The following is a 12430-nucleotide window of genomic DNA, read 5'->3' on the forward strand; positions in this document are numbered from 1 at the left end:
GATGCCCCTGGCAGGCTCCCCGACAACATCCAAAGACACCGAAGGAACCACGATGACCACGACCCCCACCCCGCAATGGAAGCTGATCTGCCGCGTGGACGACATCCCCGTGCTGGGCTCGCGCCGTGTGGCGCGCCCACAGGGCCTGGATGTGGCCGTGTTCCGCAACGACGCCGGGGGCGTGTTCGCACTGCTCGACCGCTGCCCTCACAAGGGCGGCCCGCTGTCGCAGGGCATTGTGTTTGGCACGCAGGTGGCGTGCCCGCTGCACAACTGGACGATTGGGTTGTGCGATGGGCAGGCATCGGCTCCCGACGAAGGCTGCACGCCCAAGTTCGCCGTGAAGGTGGAAGATGGCGCGGTGTATCTGGATGCCCTGGAGCTGGACGAGCATGCGGTCGATTTGACGCGCCCCGTAGCAGGGCCGGCGCGGCGCGGCCTGGCGGCCTGATCACCCCGCAACGTCCATCGAACACCAAAGCTATTAAATACATAGCTATCAGCGCTTTTCCATCAAGCGCTAGAGCCCAAAACATCTGGAATCCACGCCATGCAAGAAACGAAATCCACCTGCCCCTACTGTGGCGTAGGCTGCGGCGTGATCATCGAATCCGATGGCGCGCAGATCACCGGCGTGCGCGGCGACCCCACCCACCCCGCCAACTTTGGCCGCCTGTGCACCAAGGGCTCGACCCTGCACCTCACGGCCAGCAGCCCCATCACGCTGCAGACCCGCTTGCTACAGCCCCTGCACCGCGCGCAACGCAGCGATGCTCCCCAGCCCCTGCCATGGGACGCCGCGCTGAACCTGGCCACCGAAAAATTCGCAAACACCATCCAGAACCACGGCCCCGACGCCGTGGGCTTCTACGTGAGTGGCCAGTTGCTCACCGAGGACTACTACGTCTTCAACAAACTGGCCAAGGGCCTGATCGGCACCAACAACATCGACACCAACTCGCGCCTGTGCATGAGCAGCGCCGTGGCGGGCTACAAGCAGACCCTGGGCGCCGATGCGCCGCCCGCCTGCTACGACGATGTGAAACACGCGCAGTGCCTGTTCATCGTGGGCAGCAACGCGGCCTGGGCGCACCCCATCCTGTTCCGCCGCATCGAAGATGCGCGCGCCGCCAACCCCGGCATGAGGGTCATCGTGGCCGACCCGCGCCGCACTGACACCGCCGGCATGGCCGACCTATTTTTGCCTATCCAGCCCGGCAGCGACGTGATGCTGTTCAACGGCATGCTGCACCTGATGCTGTGGGAGGGCTGGACGGACGCCGAATACATCGCTGCGCACACCACGGGCTTTGACGAGCTCAAGGCCCTGGTGCGCGACTACACACCCGAGCGTGTGGCGCAGACCTGCGGTATCAGCGTGGCCGATCTGACCACCGCCGCCAAGTGGTTTGCGCAGTCCAAAGCCACGCTCAGCCTGTACTGCCAGGGCCTGAACCAGAGCAGCAGCGGCACGGCCAAGAACGCAGCGCTCATCAACCTGCACCTGGCCACCGCGCAAATCGGCAAGCCCGGCGCGGGCCCCTTCAGCCTGACCGGCCAGCCCAACGCCATGGGCGGGCGCGAAGTGGGTGGTCTGGCCAATCTGCTCAGCGCCCACCGTGATCTGGCCAACCCGCAGCACCGCGCCGAGGTGGCCGCACTGTGGGGCGTAGCCGATGTGCCCAGCAAGCCGGGCAAGACGGCCGTGGAGATGTTCCAGGCCGCCGCCGATGGCGAAATCCGGGCGCTGTGGATTGCCTGCACCAACCCCGCCCAGAGCATGCCCGACCAGGCCACCGTACGCCGCGCACTGCAGCGCGCCGAGTTTGTGGTGGTGCAAGAAGCCTTTGCCACCGCCGCCACCTGTGCCTATGCCGACCTGCTGCTGCCCGCCACCACCTGGGGTGAAAAGACCGGCACGGTGACCAACAGCGAGCGCCGCATCTCGCGCGTGCGCACTGCCGTGCCCGCACCCGGCCTGGCGCGCCACGACTGGGCCATTGCGGTGCAGTTTGCGCACCAGCTGGAGGCCCGCCTGCGCCCCGGCCAGCCCACGCTGTTCCCCTACACCACTGACGACGCCGACCAAGGCGCCGAAACTGTGTGGAATGAGCACCGCGAGAGCACCCGCGGACGCGACCTGGACATCACTGGTCTGTCGTGGGAGACGCTCGAATCTGCAGGCCCCCAACAGTGGCCATTGCCTGAGGGATCCACCACGGGCAAGGCCCGCCTGTACGAAGACGGCGTGTTCCCCACCCCCGATGGCCGCGCCCGTTTTGCCGCGCACGCCTGGCAACCCACGGCCGAGCAGCGCGAGTCGCGTTACCCCTTCAGCCTGACCACCGGCCGCCTGCGCGACCAGTGGCACGGCATGACGCGCACCGGCACCCTGGGCCGCCTGTTCGGCCATGTGGCCGAGCCCAGCGTGCAACTGCACCCACAGGACATGGAGCGGCGCGGCCTGAAGAACGGCGACCTGGTCTACGTGACGAGCAAGCGCGGCACCATCGTGGTGCCCGCGCAGGCCGACACCACCGTGGGCCTGTCGCAGGCGTTCATGGCCATGCACTGGGGCAGCGAATTTTTGAGCGGCTGCTCGTCCACCGGCGAGCGCTTGGCAGGCGTGAACGCGCTCACCACCTCGGCCTATTGCCCCACGTCCAAGCAGCCCGAGCTCAAGCACGCGGCCGTGAAGGTGCTCAAGGCCGAGCTGCCCTGGACGCTGCTGGCCATGGCCTGGCTGCCCGCCGACAGCGCCCAGGCCACGCGCGAGGCGCTGTCCGCGCTGATGGCGCAGTTTCCGTTTGCGAGCTGCGTTCCCTTCAGCAACAACACACCGCTGGGCGAACCCGGCCGTGAGCGCGTGGGTGTGCTGCTGCGCGCCGCCGCGCACGAGGCACCGCCCGACGCCACTGTGGAACGCATCGAATCTCTGATGGGCCTGGCCTCGACCGACACGCTGCGTTATGCCGACAAGAAACGCGGCCAGCGCCGCGCCGCGCGCTTGATGCGCCGAGGCGAAAGCACCACGCTCGAAGGCATCGTGCTCGCGGGCGACACCAGCGCCGAGGGCTGGCTCAAGACCCTGCTGCAGGAAGAATTGCCCGCGCAGACTTATGGCCGCCTGCTGCTCGTGCCCGGCGCCAAAGCCCCCGTGGCCGTGCAGTCGCGCGGAAAATCGGTGTGCACCTGCTTCAACGTGACGGACACCGCCATCACCGCCGAGCTGGCGCACTGCCACGGAACCGACGACGACCGCCTGGCGCAACTACAGGGCAAGCTGCGCTGCGGCACCAACTGCGGCTCGTGCCTGCCCGAACTCACGCGCATGGTGCGCGCTACGGGGCCACTGGCGTCCAAGCCCCTGGCGCAGGCCACCATATAACCAAAAGTTCTCTGGGTTGCGAGAAAATAGCCTTCAAACCAACAAACCCCACCAGGACTTGTGCAACAGGGCTGCAGCCAGGCGCTTTCGGCACAGGCAGTACGCCTGTACGGCAAGCCGAAACAACGACGCTGAAGCCCTGTTTCACAAGTCCCGCCACCAAAGACCATGGCCATCGCCCAGTACATCAAGGAAATCGGCCGCGGCGCGCGCGGCGCCAAGCCACTGTCGCGCGAGCAGGCCACCGACCTGTTCGGCCAAGTGCTGGACGGGCATGTGAGCGACCTGGAGATCGGCGCGTTCTGCCTGGCCATGCGCATCAAAGGCGAGACGTCCGAAGAGATGTGCGGCTTTCTGGATGCCACGCACCAGCGCCTGGCCCTGCTACCCGCCACCGACCGCCCCCTCATCGTGCTGCCCAGCTACAACGGCGCGCGCAAGCTGCCGGTGCTGACGCCGCTGCTGGCGCTGCTGCTGGCGCGCGAGGGGCTGCCCGTGCTGCTGCACGGCATGCGCACCGAGGCGCGGCGCATTTTGGCATCCGATGTGCTGCTGGCGCTTGATGTACCTGCGCTAACAGCTCCTGAAAAAATAGCAAACGGCACCGTGCGCCATATCCACACCCAACACCTGCACGCAGGCCTGGCGCGCCTGCTCTCAGTGCGCGAGGTGGTGGGCTTGCGCAACCCGGGGCACAGCGTGGTCAAGCTGATGAGCCCGTGCGCGGGGCCGTCGGTGGTGGTCACTGCGTACACACACCCTGAATATTTCGAGGTGCTGCAGACCACCTTTCGCACACTGGGCGTGAGCGCGCTGCTCTCGCGCGGGCTGGAGGGCGAGGTCGCTACTGATCCGCGCCGCACACCGCGATACGACGGTTTTGTGCACGGCGTGCACGCGGTGCTGGAATCACAGCAGCCCGGGACCGCCAGCGAGGTGCCCGGCTTACCCACCGAGATCGACGTGTCCACAACGGCCACTTACACCCGCTGCGTGCTGGCGGGCGAGTTGCCGATTCCGCCTGCGATTGAGCGCCAGGTGGAACATATCTTGCGACTTGCGGAACAAACCAATTCGGAGACATCCCCATGAGCCGCCCCACGCACACCAACACCCTGCCCCCTTCCAAGCCCCACCTCGGAACGGGAGGCAGCTGCACGCTGGTGGGCGCTGGCCCCGGCGATCCGGAACTGCTCACCATCAAGGCGCTCAAGGCCATCCAGGCCGCCACCGTGCTGCTGGTGGATGACCTGGTGAGCGACGCCATCGTGGCGCACGCGTCGCCCACGGCCCGCATCGTCTACGTGGGCAAACGTGGTGGCTGCAAGAGCACGCCCCAGGCCTTCATCGAGAAGCTGATGCTGATGGCGGTGAACGAGGGTGAGAACGTGGTGCGGCTCAAGGGCGGCGACCCGTTCATCTTTGGCCGGGGTGGTGAAGAAGTGGAGCACCTGCGCGCGGCAGGCGTGCCGGTCACCGTCATCAACGGCATCACAGCGGGCCTGGCGGGCCTGACCTCGCTGGGCGCGCCGCTCACCCACCGCGAGCATGCCCACGGCGTGGTGTTCGTCACCGGCCACGCCAAGCCCGGCGATGCGGGCACCGACTGGCGCCAACTGGCCGCCACGGCCCGCGACGCCAAGCTCACGCTGGTGATCTACATGGGTGTGAGTGGCGCCGCCACCATCGAGCAGGAGCTGCTCACCGGCCTGCCCGCCAGCACGCCCGTGGCCATCATCCAGCATGCCAGCTTGCCCCAGCAGCGCCACGCCGTGACCACGCTGGGCGCACTGCACACCACCATCACGCGCGACGGGCTCGCCAGCCCCTCGGTGATCGTTGTGGGGGATGTGGTGCGGGGTGTGGCGCTGGCGTCGCAGGACGCGATGCATTCCACGTCAGAAAAATCCGAAGCACCCCGGGCGCGGCGCGCTGTCTGACGACGTGGGGGTGCCTGCGGCTGTGCGCGGCACCGGCCGGCTCCACAGCGCCGCAGCAGGCGAGCGATCTATCCAAAGCTGATAGCATCGCCGCGCGCAGACTCTGAAGAGAGTCTTCGCCAAGCCCCGACCCTCACGGGCCGCGCATTGTTGCCACCCGCCCAGGAATTCGTTTGAACCAACGTGTCGTGCACCCCGCAGCGGTTCTGGTGCTGTCTTTTCTGACCGTCATCGCTGCCGGCACGGTCTTGCTCATGCTGCCGCTCTCGCACGCCCAGGGGCAGAGCGCGCCATTTCTCACGGCATTGTTCACCGCCACCTCTGCCGTGTGCGTGACAGGGCTGGTCGTGGTGGACACCGGCACCTATTGGAGCGGCACGGGCCAGGCCCTCATCATGGGCCTGTTTCAGCTGGGCGGCTTCGGCATGATGACGTCGGCCACGCTGATGGGGCTGCTCATCAGTGGGCAAATGCGCATACGCACCCGGCTGCTGCTGCAGGCAGAGACCCATTCGCTGGCGCTGGGGGACGTAAAGAGCGTTGCCAAGATCGTGCTCCAAGTGACGGTTGCCGTCGAGCTGCTGATGGCGCTGGCCCTGGGCCTGCGGTTCGCACTGGGCTATGGCATGCCCTGGGGAGAGGCTGCCTGGCAAGGCATGTTCCACTCCATATCGGCCTTCAACAATGCGGGCTTTTCGACCTGGGCAGACAGCGTGGTGCGGTTCTCGTCCGATATGCTGGTGCTGGCTCCGCTGATGCTGGCGATCATCATCGGAGGCCTGGGGTTTCCTGTGCTGCACGAGCTGCTGGCCGAACGCGGACGCAAACGCCCACTGTGGTCCATGCACACCGCCCTCACGGTGTGGGGCTCGCTGGCGTTGATCGCACTGGGCACGGTGGTGATCTTTCTGGCCGAGTTCGACAATCCGGGAACGCTGGGGCCCATGGGCTGGGCGCACAAGGGGCTGGTGGCACTGTTCACCTCGGTATCGGCACGCACGGCAGGGTTCAATGCAGTCGATATCGGAGCGCTGAGCACCGAATCACTGGCGCTGCACTACATCCTCATGTTCATCGGCGGGGGCAGCGCGGGCACCGCCGGGGGCGTCAAGGTGACCACGTTTTTTGTGTTGGTACTGGTGGTGTGGAACGAAATCCGTGGGCACCGCGACGTCGAGTTTCGCGGCCGTCGCATCGCCGATTCGGTGCAACGCCAGGCCATCACCATCTTGGTGCTCAGCGCGGCCGTGGTGGGACTGGCCATTTTGCTCATCTTGCCGCTCACGCCGCTACCGCTGGAAAAAGTGCTGTTCGAAGTGATTTCAGCGTTCGGCACCGTGGGGCTGTCTACGGGCATCACCGCCGACCTGGTGCCGGGGGCGCAGGCCATCATCATTGCGCTCATGTTCATTGGGCGCGTGGGCGTGGTCACCCTGGCCGTGGCCCTGGCCACCAACCAGATGCGCCGCAACTACCGTTACCCCGAGGAGAAACCCATTGTTGGATAAAGCCGTAAAGAACCTGTCGGGCAGCGTGGTGGTGATTGGCCTGGGCCGCTTTGGCACCGGGGTTGCCAAATCACTGGTGGAGCTGGGCCACGACGTGCTGGCCATCGAGAGCGATGCCGAGACGGTGCAGTCGCTGGCGAGCGTGCTACCCCATGTGGTGCAGGCCGACGCCACCGACCTGGAAACCCTGCGCCAGCTGGCCGTGCCCGACTTTGCGCATGCGGTGGTGAGCATCGGCGGCAACCTGGAGGCGAGCGTGCTCACCATCCTGAACCTGAGCCAGCTGGGGCTCAAGGACATCTGGGCCAAGGCCATTGACCCCCAGCACGGCCGCATTGCCGAGCGGGTGGGTGCGCACCATGTCGTCTACCCTGAGGCGGACATGGGCGAGCGCGTGGCGCACTTGGTCACCGGCAAGATGATCGACTTCATCGAGTTTGACGACGGCTTTGCCATTGCCAAAACCCGGGCGCCGATGGAGACACACAACAAGCCATTGTCCCAGTCCGACGTGCGCAAACGCCATGGCATTACGGTGGTGGGCATCAAACGTCGCCACCTCGACTTCATCTACGCCAAGGCAGATACCGAAATCAAACCGGGCGACCACCTCATCGTGGCAGGCCCCACGCGCATGGTGGAGCGCTTCGCAGCGTTGTACTGAGCGCCCAGCGCCGCACCGCACGCGCCCTTCCCTGCCGCCAACGTGCCAGAGCACCTTGCGCGGCTGGTAGCTGGCGCGGGCCAAACCTCGTCAGTGCGTCTGCATCCATCGCATCGAAAGCGGCTGCGACGCGTGACACTGGCCCGGGTATTGCTTGACCGGATGTATCTGAATGCAATCAGCACAAGGAACACCATGGCAGCCTTCCCCATCTCCACCCGCAACGGCATGGCCACTTCCTCAATGCCAGCTTCGACGTCCTTTTCGCCCCCCTCTTCGACGCTGTCTTTGGCGCCCAAGGCCGGGTCTTCAACCAGCCGTGACGGCGAGATGTCGCTGGTCAACCTGGCGGCACGCCAGCGCATGCTGTCGCAGCGCATGGTGTTGCAGACGGTGCTGGCCGCACGCGGCAGCGATCTGCACATGAAGGCGGCGCGCAGCTCATTGACGCTGTTCACCGACAGCCAAGCCAAGCTGGTAGACACTGCCGGTCACTTGGATGCCGCCAACGGCGACATCATCCGCAAGACCTACCACGGCCCTAACGGCGTTGGCGCCACGATTGATGCGTTTGCACAGCAGGTGGGCACCACGCTGGACCTGGCAGAGCGCCACAGCCCGCGTGTGGAAGACGCGCTGGCGCGGCTGGTGGAGTCCACCGACAGCGCACTGGAGGCCTTGAATACCGCCACCACCGCGTTCGATCAAGTGGGCAAGGCCAAGTCCGAAACCCTCATGAAAGAACTGGCGGGCATCGTGGCGTCTATCCAGACCGTGGCCCGCGAGGCCAAGGTGGTCAGCTTCAATGCCCAGGTCATGGCCGCCCGCGCAGGCCAGCACGGACGGGAATTTGCGGTGGTGGCCAACGTACTGTCGGGTATCACCAACGAAATAGACGGCCTTTCGCTACAGGCAGTATCGCTGGCTGGACGCAGCCGTGGCGCAGCCTGAAAAGGGCGCAACAGGCACTTACAATTGACAGCCATTGGAAACGGTGGCCGATGGGCAGAGCGCCCACACTCAGCCCACCACCGGGCCGTAGCCCGGCTGTAGCGGGCCTGTCCTCTTTCACGCCAGACACACAACACTTTCGGGAGATGCGTAAGCCATGAAGATCACCACCCTGTGCAAGAGCCTGGCGTTGGCCGGTTGCCTGCTGGCAAGTACCAGCATGGCCTGGAGCTACGAAATCAACGCAGGCAAGGTGCTGGACGGTGCGGGCAAGGCCATCCAGCTGCGCGGCGTCAACTGGTTTGGCTTTGAGACCAACAACCATGTGGTGCATGGCCTGTGGGCGCGCAACTGGACTGAAATGATCACGCAAATGCAGGCCCAGGGCTTCAACGCCGTGCGCCTGCCGTTCTGCCCCGCCACCCTGCACGGCTCGGCGCCGCCCAGCAGCATCGATTACGGCCGCAATGCCGACCTGCAGGGCCTCTCGGCCATCCAGGTGATGGACAAGGTGGTCACGGAACTGAGCAACCGTGGCATGTATGTGCTGCTGGACCATCACACCCCCGATTGCCAGACCATCAGTGAACTCTGGTACACCCAGAGCTACAGCGAACAGCAATGGATCAGTGATCTGACCTTTGTCGCCCAGCGCTACGCAGGCGTACCCGGCGTCATCGGCATCGATATCAAGAACGAACCCCACGGTGCCGCCACCTGGGGCACGGGCAACAACGCCACCGACTGGAACCGCGCCGCCGAGCGCGCAGCCGCTGCCGTATTGCCGCTGGCTCCCCATTGGCTGATTGCCGTGGAAGGCATCGGCGAGAACCCCAGCTGCTCGGGCAGCAACGCGCACTTCTGGGGTGGCAACCTAGAACCTCTGGCCTGCACGCCCCTGAACATCCCCGCCAACCGCCTGCTGCTGGCGCCGCACACCTACGGGCCGGATGTCTACGTGCAGCCTTACTTCAATGCTTCGAACTTCCCGAGCAACATGCCGGCCATCTGGGACCAGCATTTTGGCCAGTTCGTGCAGGCCGGTTATGCCGTCATGCTGGGCGAGTTCGGTGGCAAATTTGGCCGGGGCGATGCGCGGGATGTGCAGTGGCAGAACGCGCTGGTGGACTACATGGTCGGCAAGGGCATGCGCAGCGGCTTCTACTGGTCGTGGAACCCCAACAGTGGCGACACCGGCGGCATTCTGGACGATGACTGGACCACCGTGCGCACCGACAAGGTCCAGTTGCTGCAGCGCCTCTGGGGCGATGGTTCGACGCCAACAACACCTACGACGCCAACCACCCCCACAACGCCGACAACGCCCACCCCACCGACGCCTACCGGTGGCTTCTCGGTGCAGGAGATGATGGACAGTGTCTGGAACGCAGGCTATTGCCAGCGGGTCCGCGTCACCAACCAGGGCACCGCCGCTGGCAACTGGGCGATCACCATCCCCGTGAGCGGCACCATCAACAATCTTTGGAATGCCACATGGACGCAGGCTGGCAGCAACCTGAACGCGTCCGGCGTGGACTGGAACAAGACCCTCGCCCCCGGGGCAGCGGCCGAATTCGGTTTCTGCGCCGCGCGCTAAGCAACTTTTTCCCCAATTGAACAAGGGCTCCTGCCATGCAGGGGCCCTTTTTTGTTCCGGGTTCCCGGCCTACCCGCCAGCAGTCTCGCGCACCTGCCTGAAACGCTCCGCCAGCTCCTTGCGCAAGGATTTGCGCAGCAGTGCCGCATCCCAGCGGCGGCGTTCGTCGGGCGTGGAAGGCGACAGCGGCGGCACCTGCACCGGCTTGCGCGCCTCGTCCACTGCCACCATCGTGAAGAAGCAGCTGTTCACATGCCGCACCACCTGCGAGCGGATGTCTTCGGCCACCACCTTGATGCCAACCTCCATCGACGAGGAACCGGTGTAGTTCACGCTAGCCAGGAAGGTCACCAGCTCTCCCACATGGATGGGCTGCAGAAACATCACCTGGTCCACACTCAACGTCACCACATAGCAGGCCGAATAGCGGCTTGCGCACGAATAGGCCACCTGGTCCAGCAGCTTGAGAATGGCCCCGCCGTGCACATTGCCCGAGAAATTGGCCATGTCGGGGGACATCAGCACCGTCATGCTGAGTTGGTGTGAAGGGATGTTCATGCCGCGATTTTAGGGCTCCCCCGTGTCGCAGGCGCAACGCTGCGGGCCGCTACACTCGCGCCACACAAGCCAGATCACGGCCCATCAAAAAAGCCAAGCAGGCCGCGAGGCCAGAGGGGAAACCATGCTCGAAATCGACAAGCTCAATGAATTCACCGAGAGCCATGGCGCGCTGCGCACCGGGCGCGGGCTGGTGTCGGGCGTGATTGCACTCACGCTGGCCATCCTGTGTTTTCTGGGCGTGCTGGCCTTCCACTTCCCCGAGTACCTGACGACACCACAGCTGCGCAAGAGCTACGACGTGACGGTGATTCGCACCATCATGCTGACCGCCATGGCCATCGCGGGGGGCATCTCCCTCGTCAACATCCTCTTCAACCGTTCGCGCTGGCTGGCCACGTTTGCCTTTGCCATGGTGGCGCTGGCGGCGTTCCTGGGCGGCCACAAGGTGGAGGTGGACCCGAACTTCCCTGACAACACACCGTACATCGGCCTGGACTGGTTCATCCTCGACCTGCTGGGCAGCTCGCTGATCTTCATCTTCATCGAGAAACTATTTGCATTGCGCAAGGACCAGCCCATCTTCCGCGCCGAGTGGCAAACCGACTTCCACCACTTCATTGTGAACCACATGGTGGTGGGCTTTGTGCTCCTGGCCACCAACCTCATCGTGCACAAATTTTTTGGCTGGGCGGCCAACGACGGTATTCGCGGCTGGGTACAGGGCCTGAACTTCTGGGTGGCGCTGTTCCTCATCGTGCTCGTGGCCGACCTGGTGCAGTACTGGACGCACCGCGCCTACCACGAGGTGCCGCTGCTGTGGCGCCTGCATGCGGTGCACCACAGCGTGAAAAGCATGGACTGGATGGCCGGCTCGCGCCAGCACATCCTGGAGCTGCTCATCACCCGCACACTGGTGCTGGCGCCCATCTACGTTCTGGGTTTCAGCAAGGAAGTGATCGACGCCTACATCGTCATCGTGGGCTTCCAGGCCGTTTTCAACCACGCCAACGTGAGCGTGCGCCTGGGCCCGCTGCGCTACGTGCTCGTCACGCCCAACTTCCACCACTGGCACCACAGCCAGGACCAGGAGGCGCTGGACAAGAACTACGCGGCGCACTTTGCGTTTCTGGACTACCTGTTTGGCACCGCCGTCAAAAGCACCAAGCTCTGGCCCGAACACTACGGCGTGCTGGGCGACTACGTGCCCAACGGGTTTGTGAAGCAGTTCAAGTTTCCGTTCACTTGGAAGGGCTGAGAGGCTGAGGCGCCTCCCCCCTCCCCCACCGAGGAGGGCTACAGCTTGCCGAGTTCGGCTTCGAGCGCTTTGAGCTGGTTGCGCAGCTCCTCGGTTCGGGCCTCACACGCGGCTTTGTCCTTGCCCGCTGCAGCCGCGCGTTCCTGCGCGAACTGGGAGCCTTGTGCCAGGGTGCTGCGCCGCAGGGGGCCTGCATGGGCCACTGCAGCATCCGGTGCCGTTGCCGCGCATTCCTGCTGGTTGCGTTCGAGGGCCGCGCGCGCCTGCGGCACGCCCTGGTTCTGCAGATAGTGTTTGCGCTGCCAGGTGGGGCCGAAGGCGCCCTCCTTCGCGGTGGAGGGGCCAGGTGGAACAGGGGTGGCGCCCTGCATGGCTGGCTTCACCTCGATCTTCTCGCCCTGGCCCAGGCAAGGGCCATCCTGGAACGACACCTTGCCATCGGCATCCGTGCATTTGTTGACGGCCCAGGCCGGGGCCAGAAAGCCCAGCACCAGGGCGCAGGCGGCACAGCGTATCGGTTTCATGGAATAGTCCTCGGCGGGTGGATGCCACATGCTACCGCGCCG

Annotated in this window: 11 protein-coding genes; 9 read left to right on the forward strand and 2 right to left on the reverse strand. The window is 65.2% G+C overall.

The window, feature by feature from the left end:
- Positions 1 to 52 precede the first annotated feature (52 nt).
- The 8 genes from nirD (at position 53) to NFX52_RS09200 (ending at position 10048) form a co-directional block, all read left to right on the forward strand.
- Entirely contained in the window at positions 53 to 451 is a 399-nt protein-coding gene (gene nirD, locus NFX52_RS09165; protein ID WP_055400217.1) for a nitrite reductase small subunit NirD, read from the forward strand.
- 99 nt (positions 452 to 550) lie between these two features.
- A complete protein-coding gene (locus NFX52_RS09170) occupies positions 551 to 3388 on the forward strand; it encodes a nitrate reductase (protein ID WP_055400215.1) in 2838 nt (945 codons plus the stop codon).
- Between the two features lie 168 nt (positions 3389 to 3556).
- Positions 3557 to 4480 (forward strand): DNA-binding protein YbiB, encoded by a 924-nt coding sequence (gene ybiB / locus NFX52_RS09175; protein WP_055400213.1) that lies wholly within the window; start codon positions 3557 to 3559, stop codon positions 4478 to 4480.
- A complete protein-coding gene (cobA, locus tag NFX52_RS09180) occupies positions 4477 to 5328 on the forward strand; it encodes a uroporphyrinogen-III C-methyltransferase (protein WP_055400212.1) in 852 nt (283 codons plus the stop codon). The genes ybiB and cobA overlap by 4 nt, the downstream gene beginning before the upstream one ends.
- 173 nt (positions 5329 to 5501) lie before the next feature.
- Positions 5502 to 6836: a TrkH family potassium uptake protein gene (locus tag NFX52_RS09185; protein WP_055400210.1), complete on the forward strand. Its 1335-nt coding sequence runs from the start codon at positions 5502 to 5504 to the stop codon at positions 6834 to 6836.
- On the forward strand, positions 6826 to 7500 hold the full coding sequence (locus NFX52_RS09190) for a potassium channel family protein (RefSeq protein ID WP_055400208.1): 675 nt from the start codon (positions 6826 to 6828) through the stop codon (positions 7498 to 7500). Before NFX52_RS09185 ends, NFX52_RS09190 begins: the two co-directional genes overlap by 11 nt.
- Before the next feature lie 195 nt (positions 7501 to 7695).
- Positions 7696 to 8451: a methyl-accepting chemotaxis protein gene (locus NFX52_RS09195; RefSeq protein WP_369801390.1), complete on the forward strand. Its 756-nt coding sequence runs from the start codon at positions 7696 to 7698 to the stop codon at positions 8449 to 8451.
- 157 nt (positions 8452 to 8608) lie between these two features.
- The gene (locus NFX52_RS09200) at positions 8609 to 10048 is read left to right on the forward strand and encodes a cellulase family glycosylhydrolase (RefSeq protein ID WP_055400206.1); all 1440 of its coding nucleotides are present in this window, start codon (positions 8609 to 8611) and stop codon (positions 10046 to 10048) included.
- Positions 10049 to 10117: 69 nt separating this feature from the next.
- On the opposite strand, the gene NFX52_RS09205 is transcribed toward NFX52_RS09200, so the two are convergent.
- Positions 10118 to 10606 (reverse strand): acyl-CoA thioesterase, encoded by a 489-nt coding sequence (locus tag NFX52_RS09205; RefSeq protein ID WP_010459986.1) that lies wholly within the window; start codon positions 10604 to 10606, stop codon positions 10118 to 10120.
- Positions 10607 to 10730: 124 nt separating this feature from the next.
- Between NFX52_RS09205 and NFX52_RS09210 the strand changes: the two genes are divergently transcribed.
- A complete protein-coding gene (locus NFX52_RS09210) occupies positions 10731 to 11864 on the forward strand; it encodes a sterol desaturase family protein (protein WP_055400204.1) in 1134 nt (377 codons plus the stop codon).
- A 38-nt stretch (positions 11865 to 11902) separates the two neighbouring features.
- Here NFX52_RS09210 and NFX52_RS09215 read toward each other — a convergent pair whose 3' ends face one another.
- Complete coding sequence (locus NFX52_RS09215) at positions 11903 to 12388, reverse strand: DUF4124 domain-containing protein (RefSeq protein ID WP_055400285.1); 486 nt, start codon at positions 12386 to 12388, stop codon at positions 11903 to 11905.
- Between the last annotated feature and the right edge of the window lie 42 nt (positions 12389 to 12430).

Source organism: Acidovorax facilis (genome assembly GCF_023913775.1).
Lineage (GTDB): Bacteria > Pseudomonadota > Gammaproteobacteria > Burkholderiales > Burkholderiaceae_C > Acidovorax > Acidovorax facilis.

Coding starts and splice junctions, on each gene's coding strand:
- nirD (WP_055400217.1), top strand. CDS start 53: ATGACCACGACCCCCACCCCGCAATGGAAGCTGATCTGCCGCGTGGAC.
- NFX52_RS09200 (WP_055400206.1), top strand. CDS start 8,609: ATGAAGATCACCACCCTGTGCAAGAGCCTGGCGTTGGCCGGTTGCCTG.
- NFX52_RS09215 (WP_055400285.1), bottom strand. CDS start 12,388: ATGAAACCGATACGCTGTGCCGCCTGCGCCCTGGTGCTGGGCTTTCTG.
- NFX52_RS09195 (WP_369801390.1), top strand. CDS start 7,696: ATGGCAGCCTTCCCCATCTCCACCCGCAACGGCATGGCCACTTCCTCA.
- NFX52_RS09210 (WP_055400204.1), top strand. CDS start 10,731: ATGCTCGAAATCGACAAGCTCAATGAATTCACCGAGAGCCATGGCGCG.
- NFX52_RS09170 (WP_055400215.1), top strand. CDS start 551: ATGCAAGAAACGAAATCCACCTGCCCCTACTGTGGCGTAGGCTGCGGC.
- NFX52_RS09205 (WP_010459986.1), bottom strand. CDS start 10,606: ATGAACATCCCTTCACACCAACTCAGCATGACGGTGCTGATGTCCCCC.
- cobA (WP_055400212.1), top strand. CDS start 4,477: ATGAGCCGCCCCACGCACACCAACACCCTGCCCCCTTCCAAGCCCCAC.
- ybiB (WP_055400213.1), top strand. CDS start 3,557: ATGGCCATCGCCCAGTACATCAAGGAAATCGGCCGCGGCGCGCGCGGC.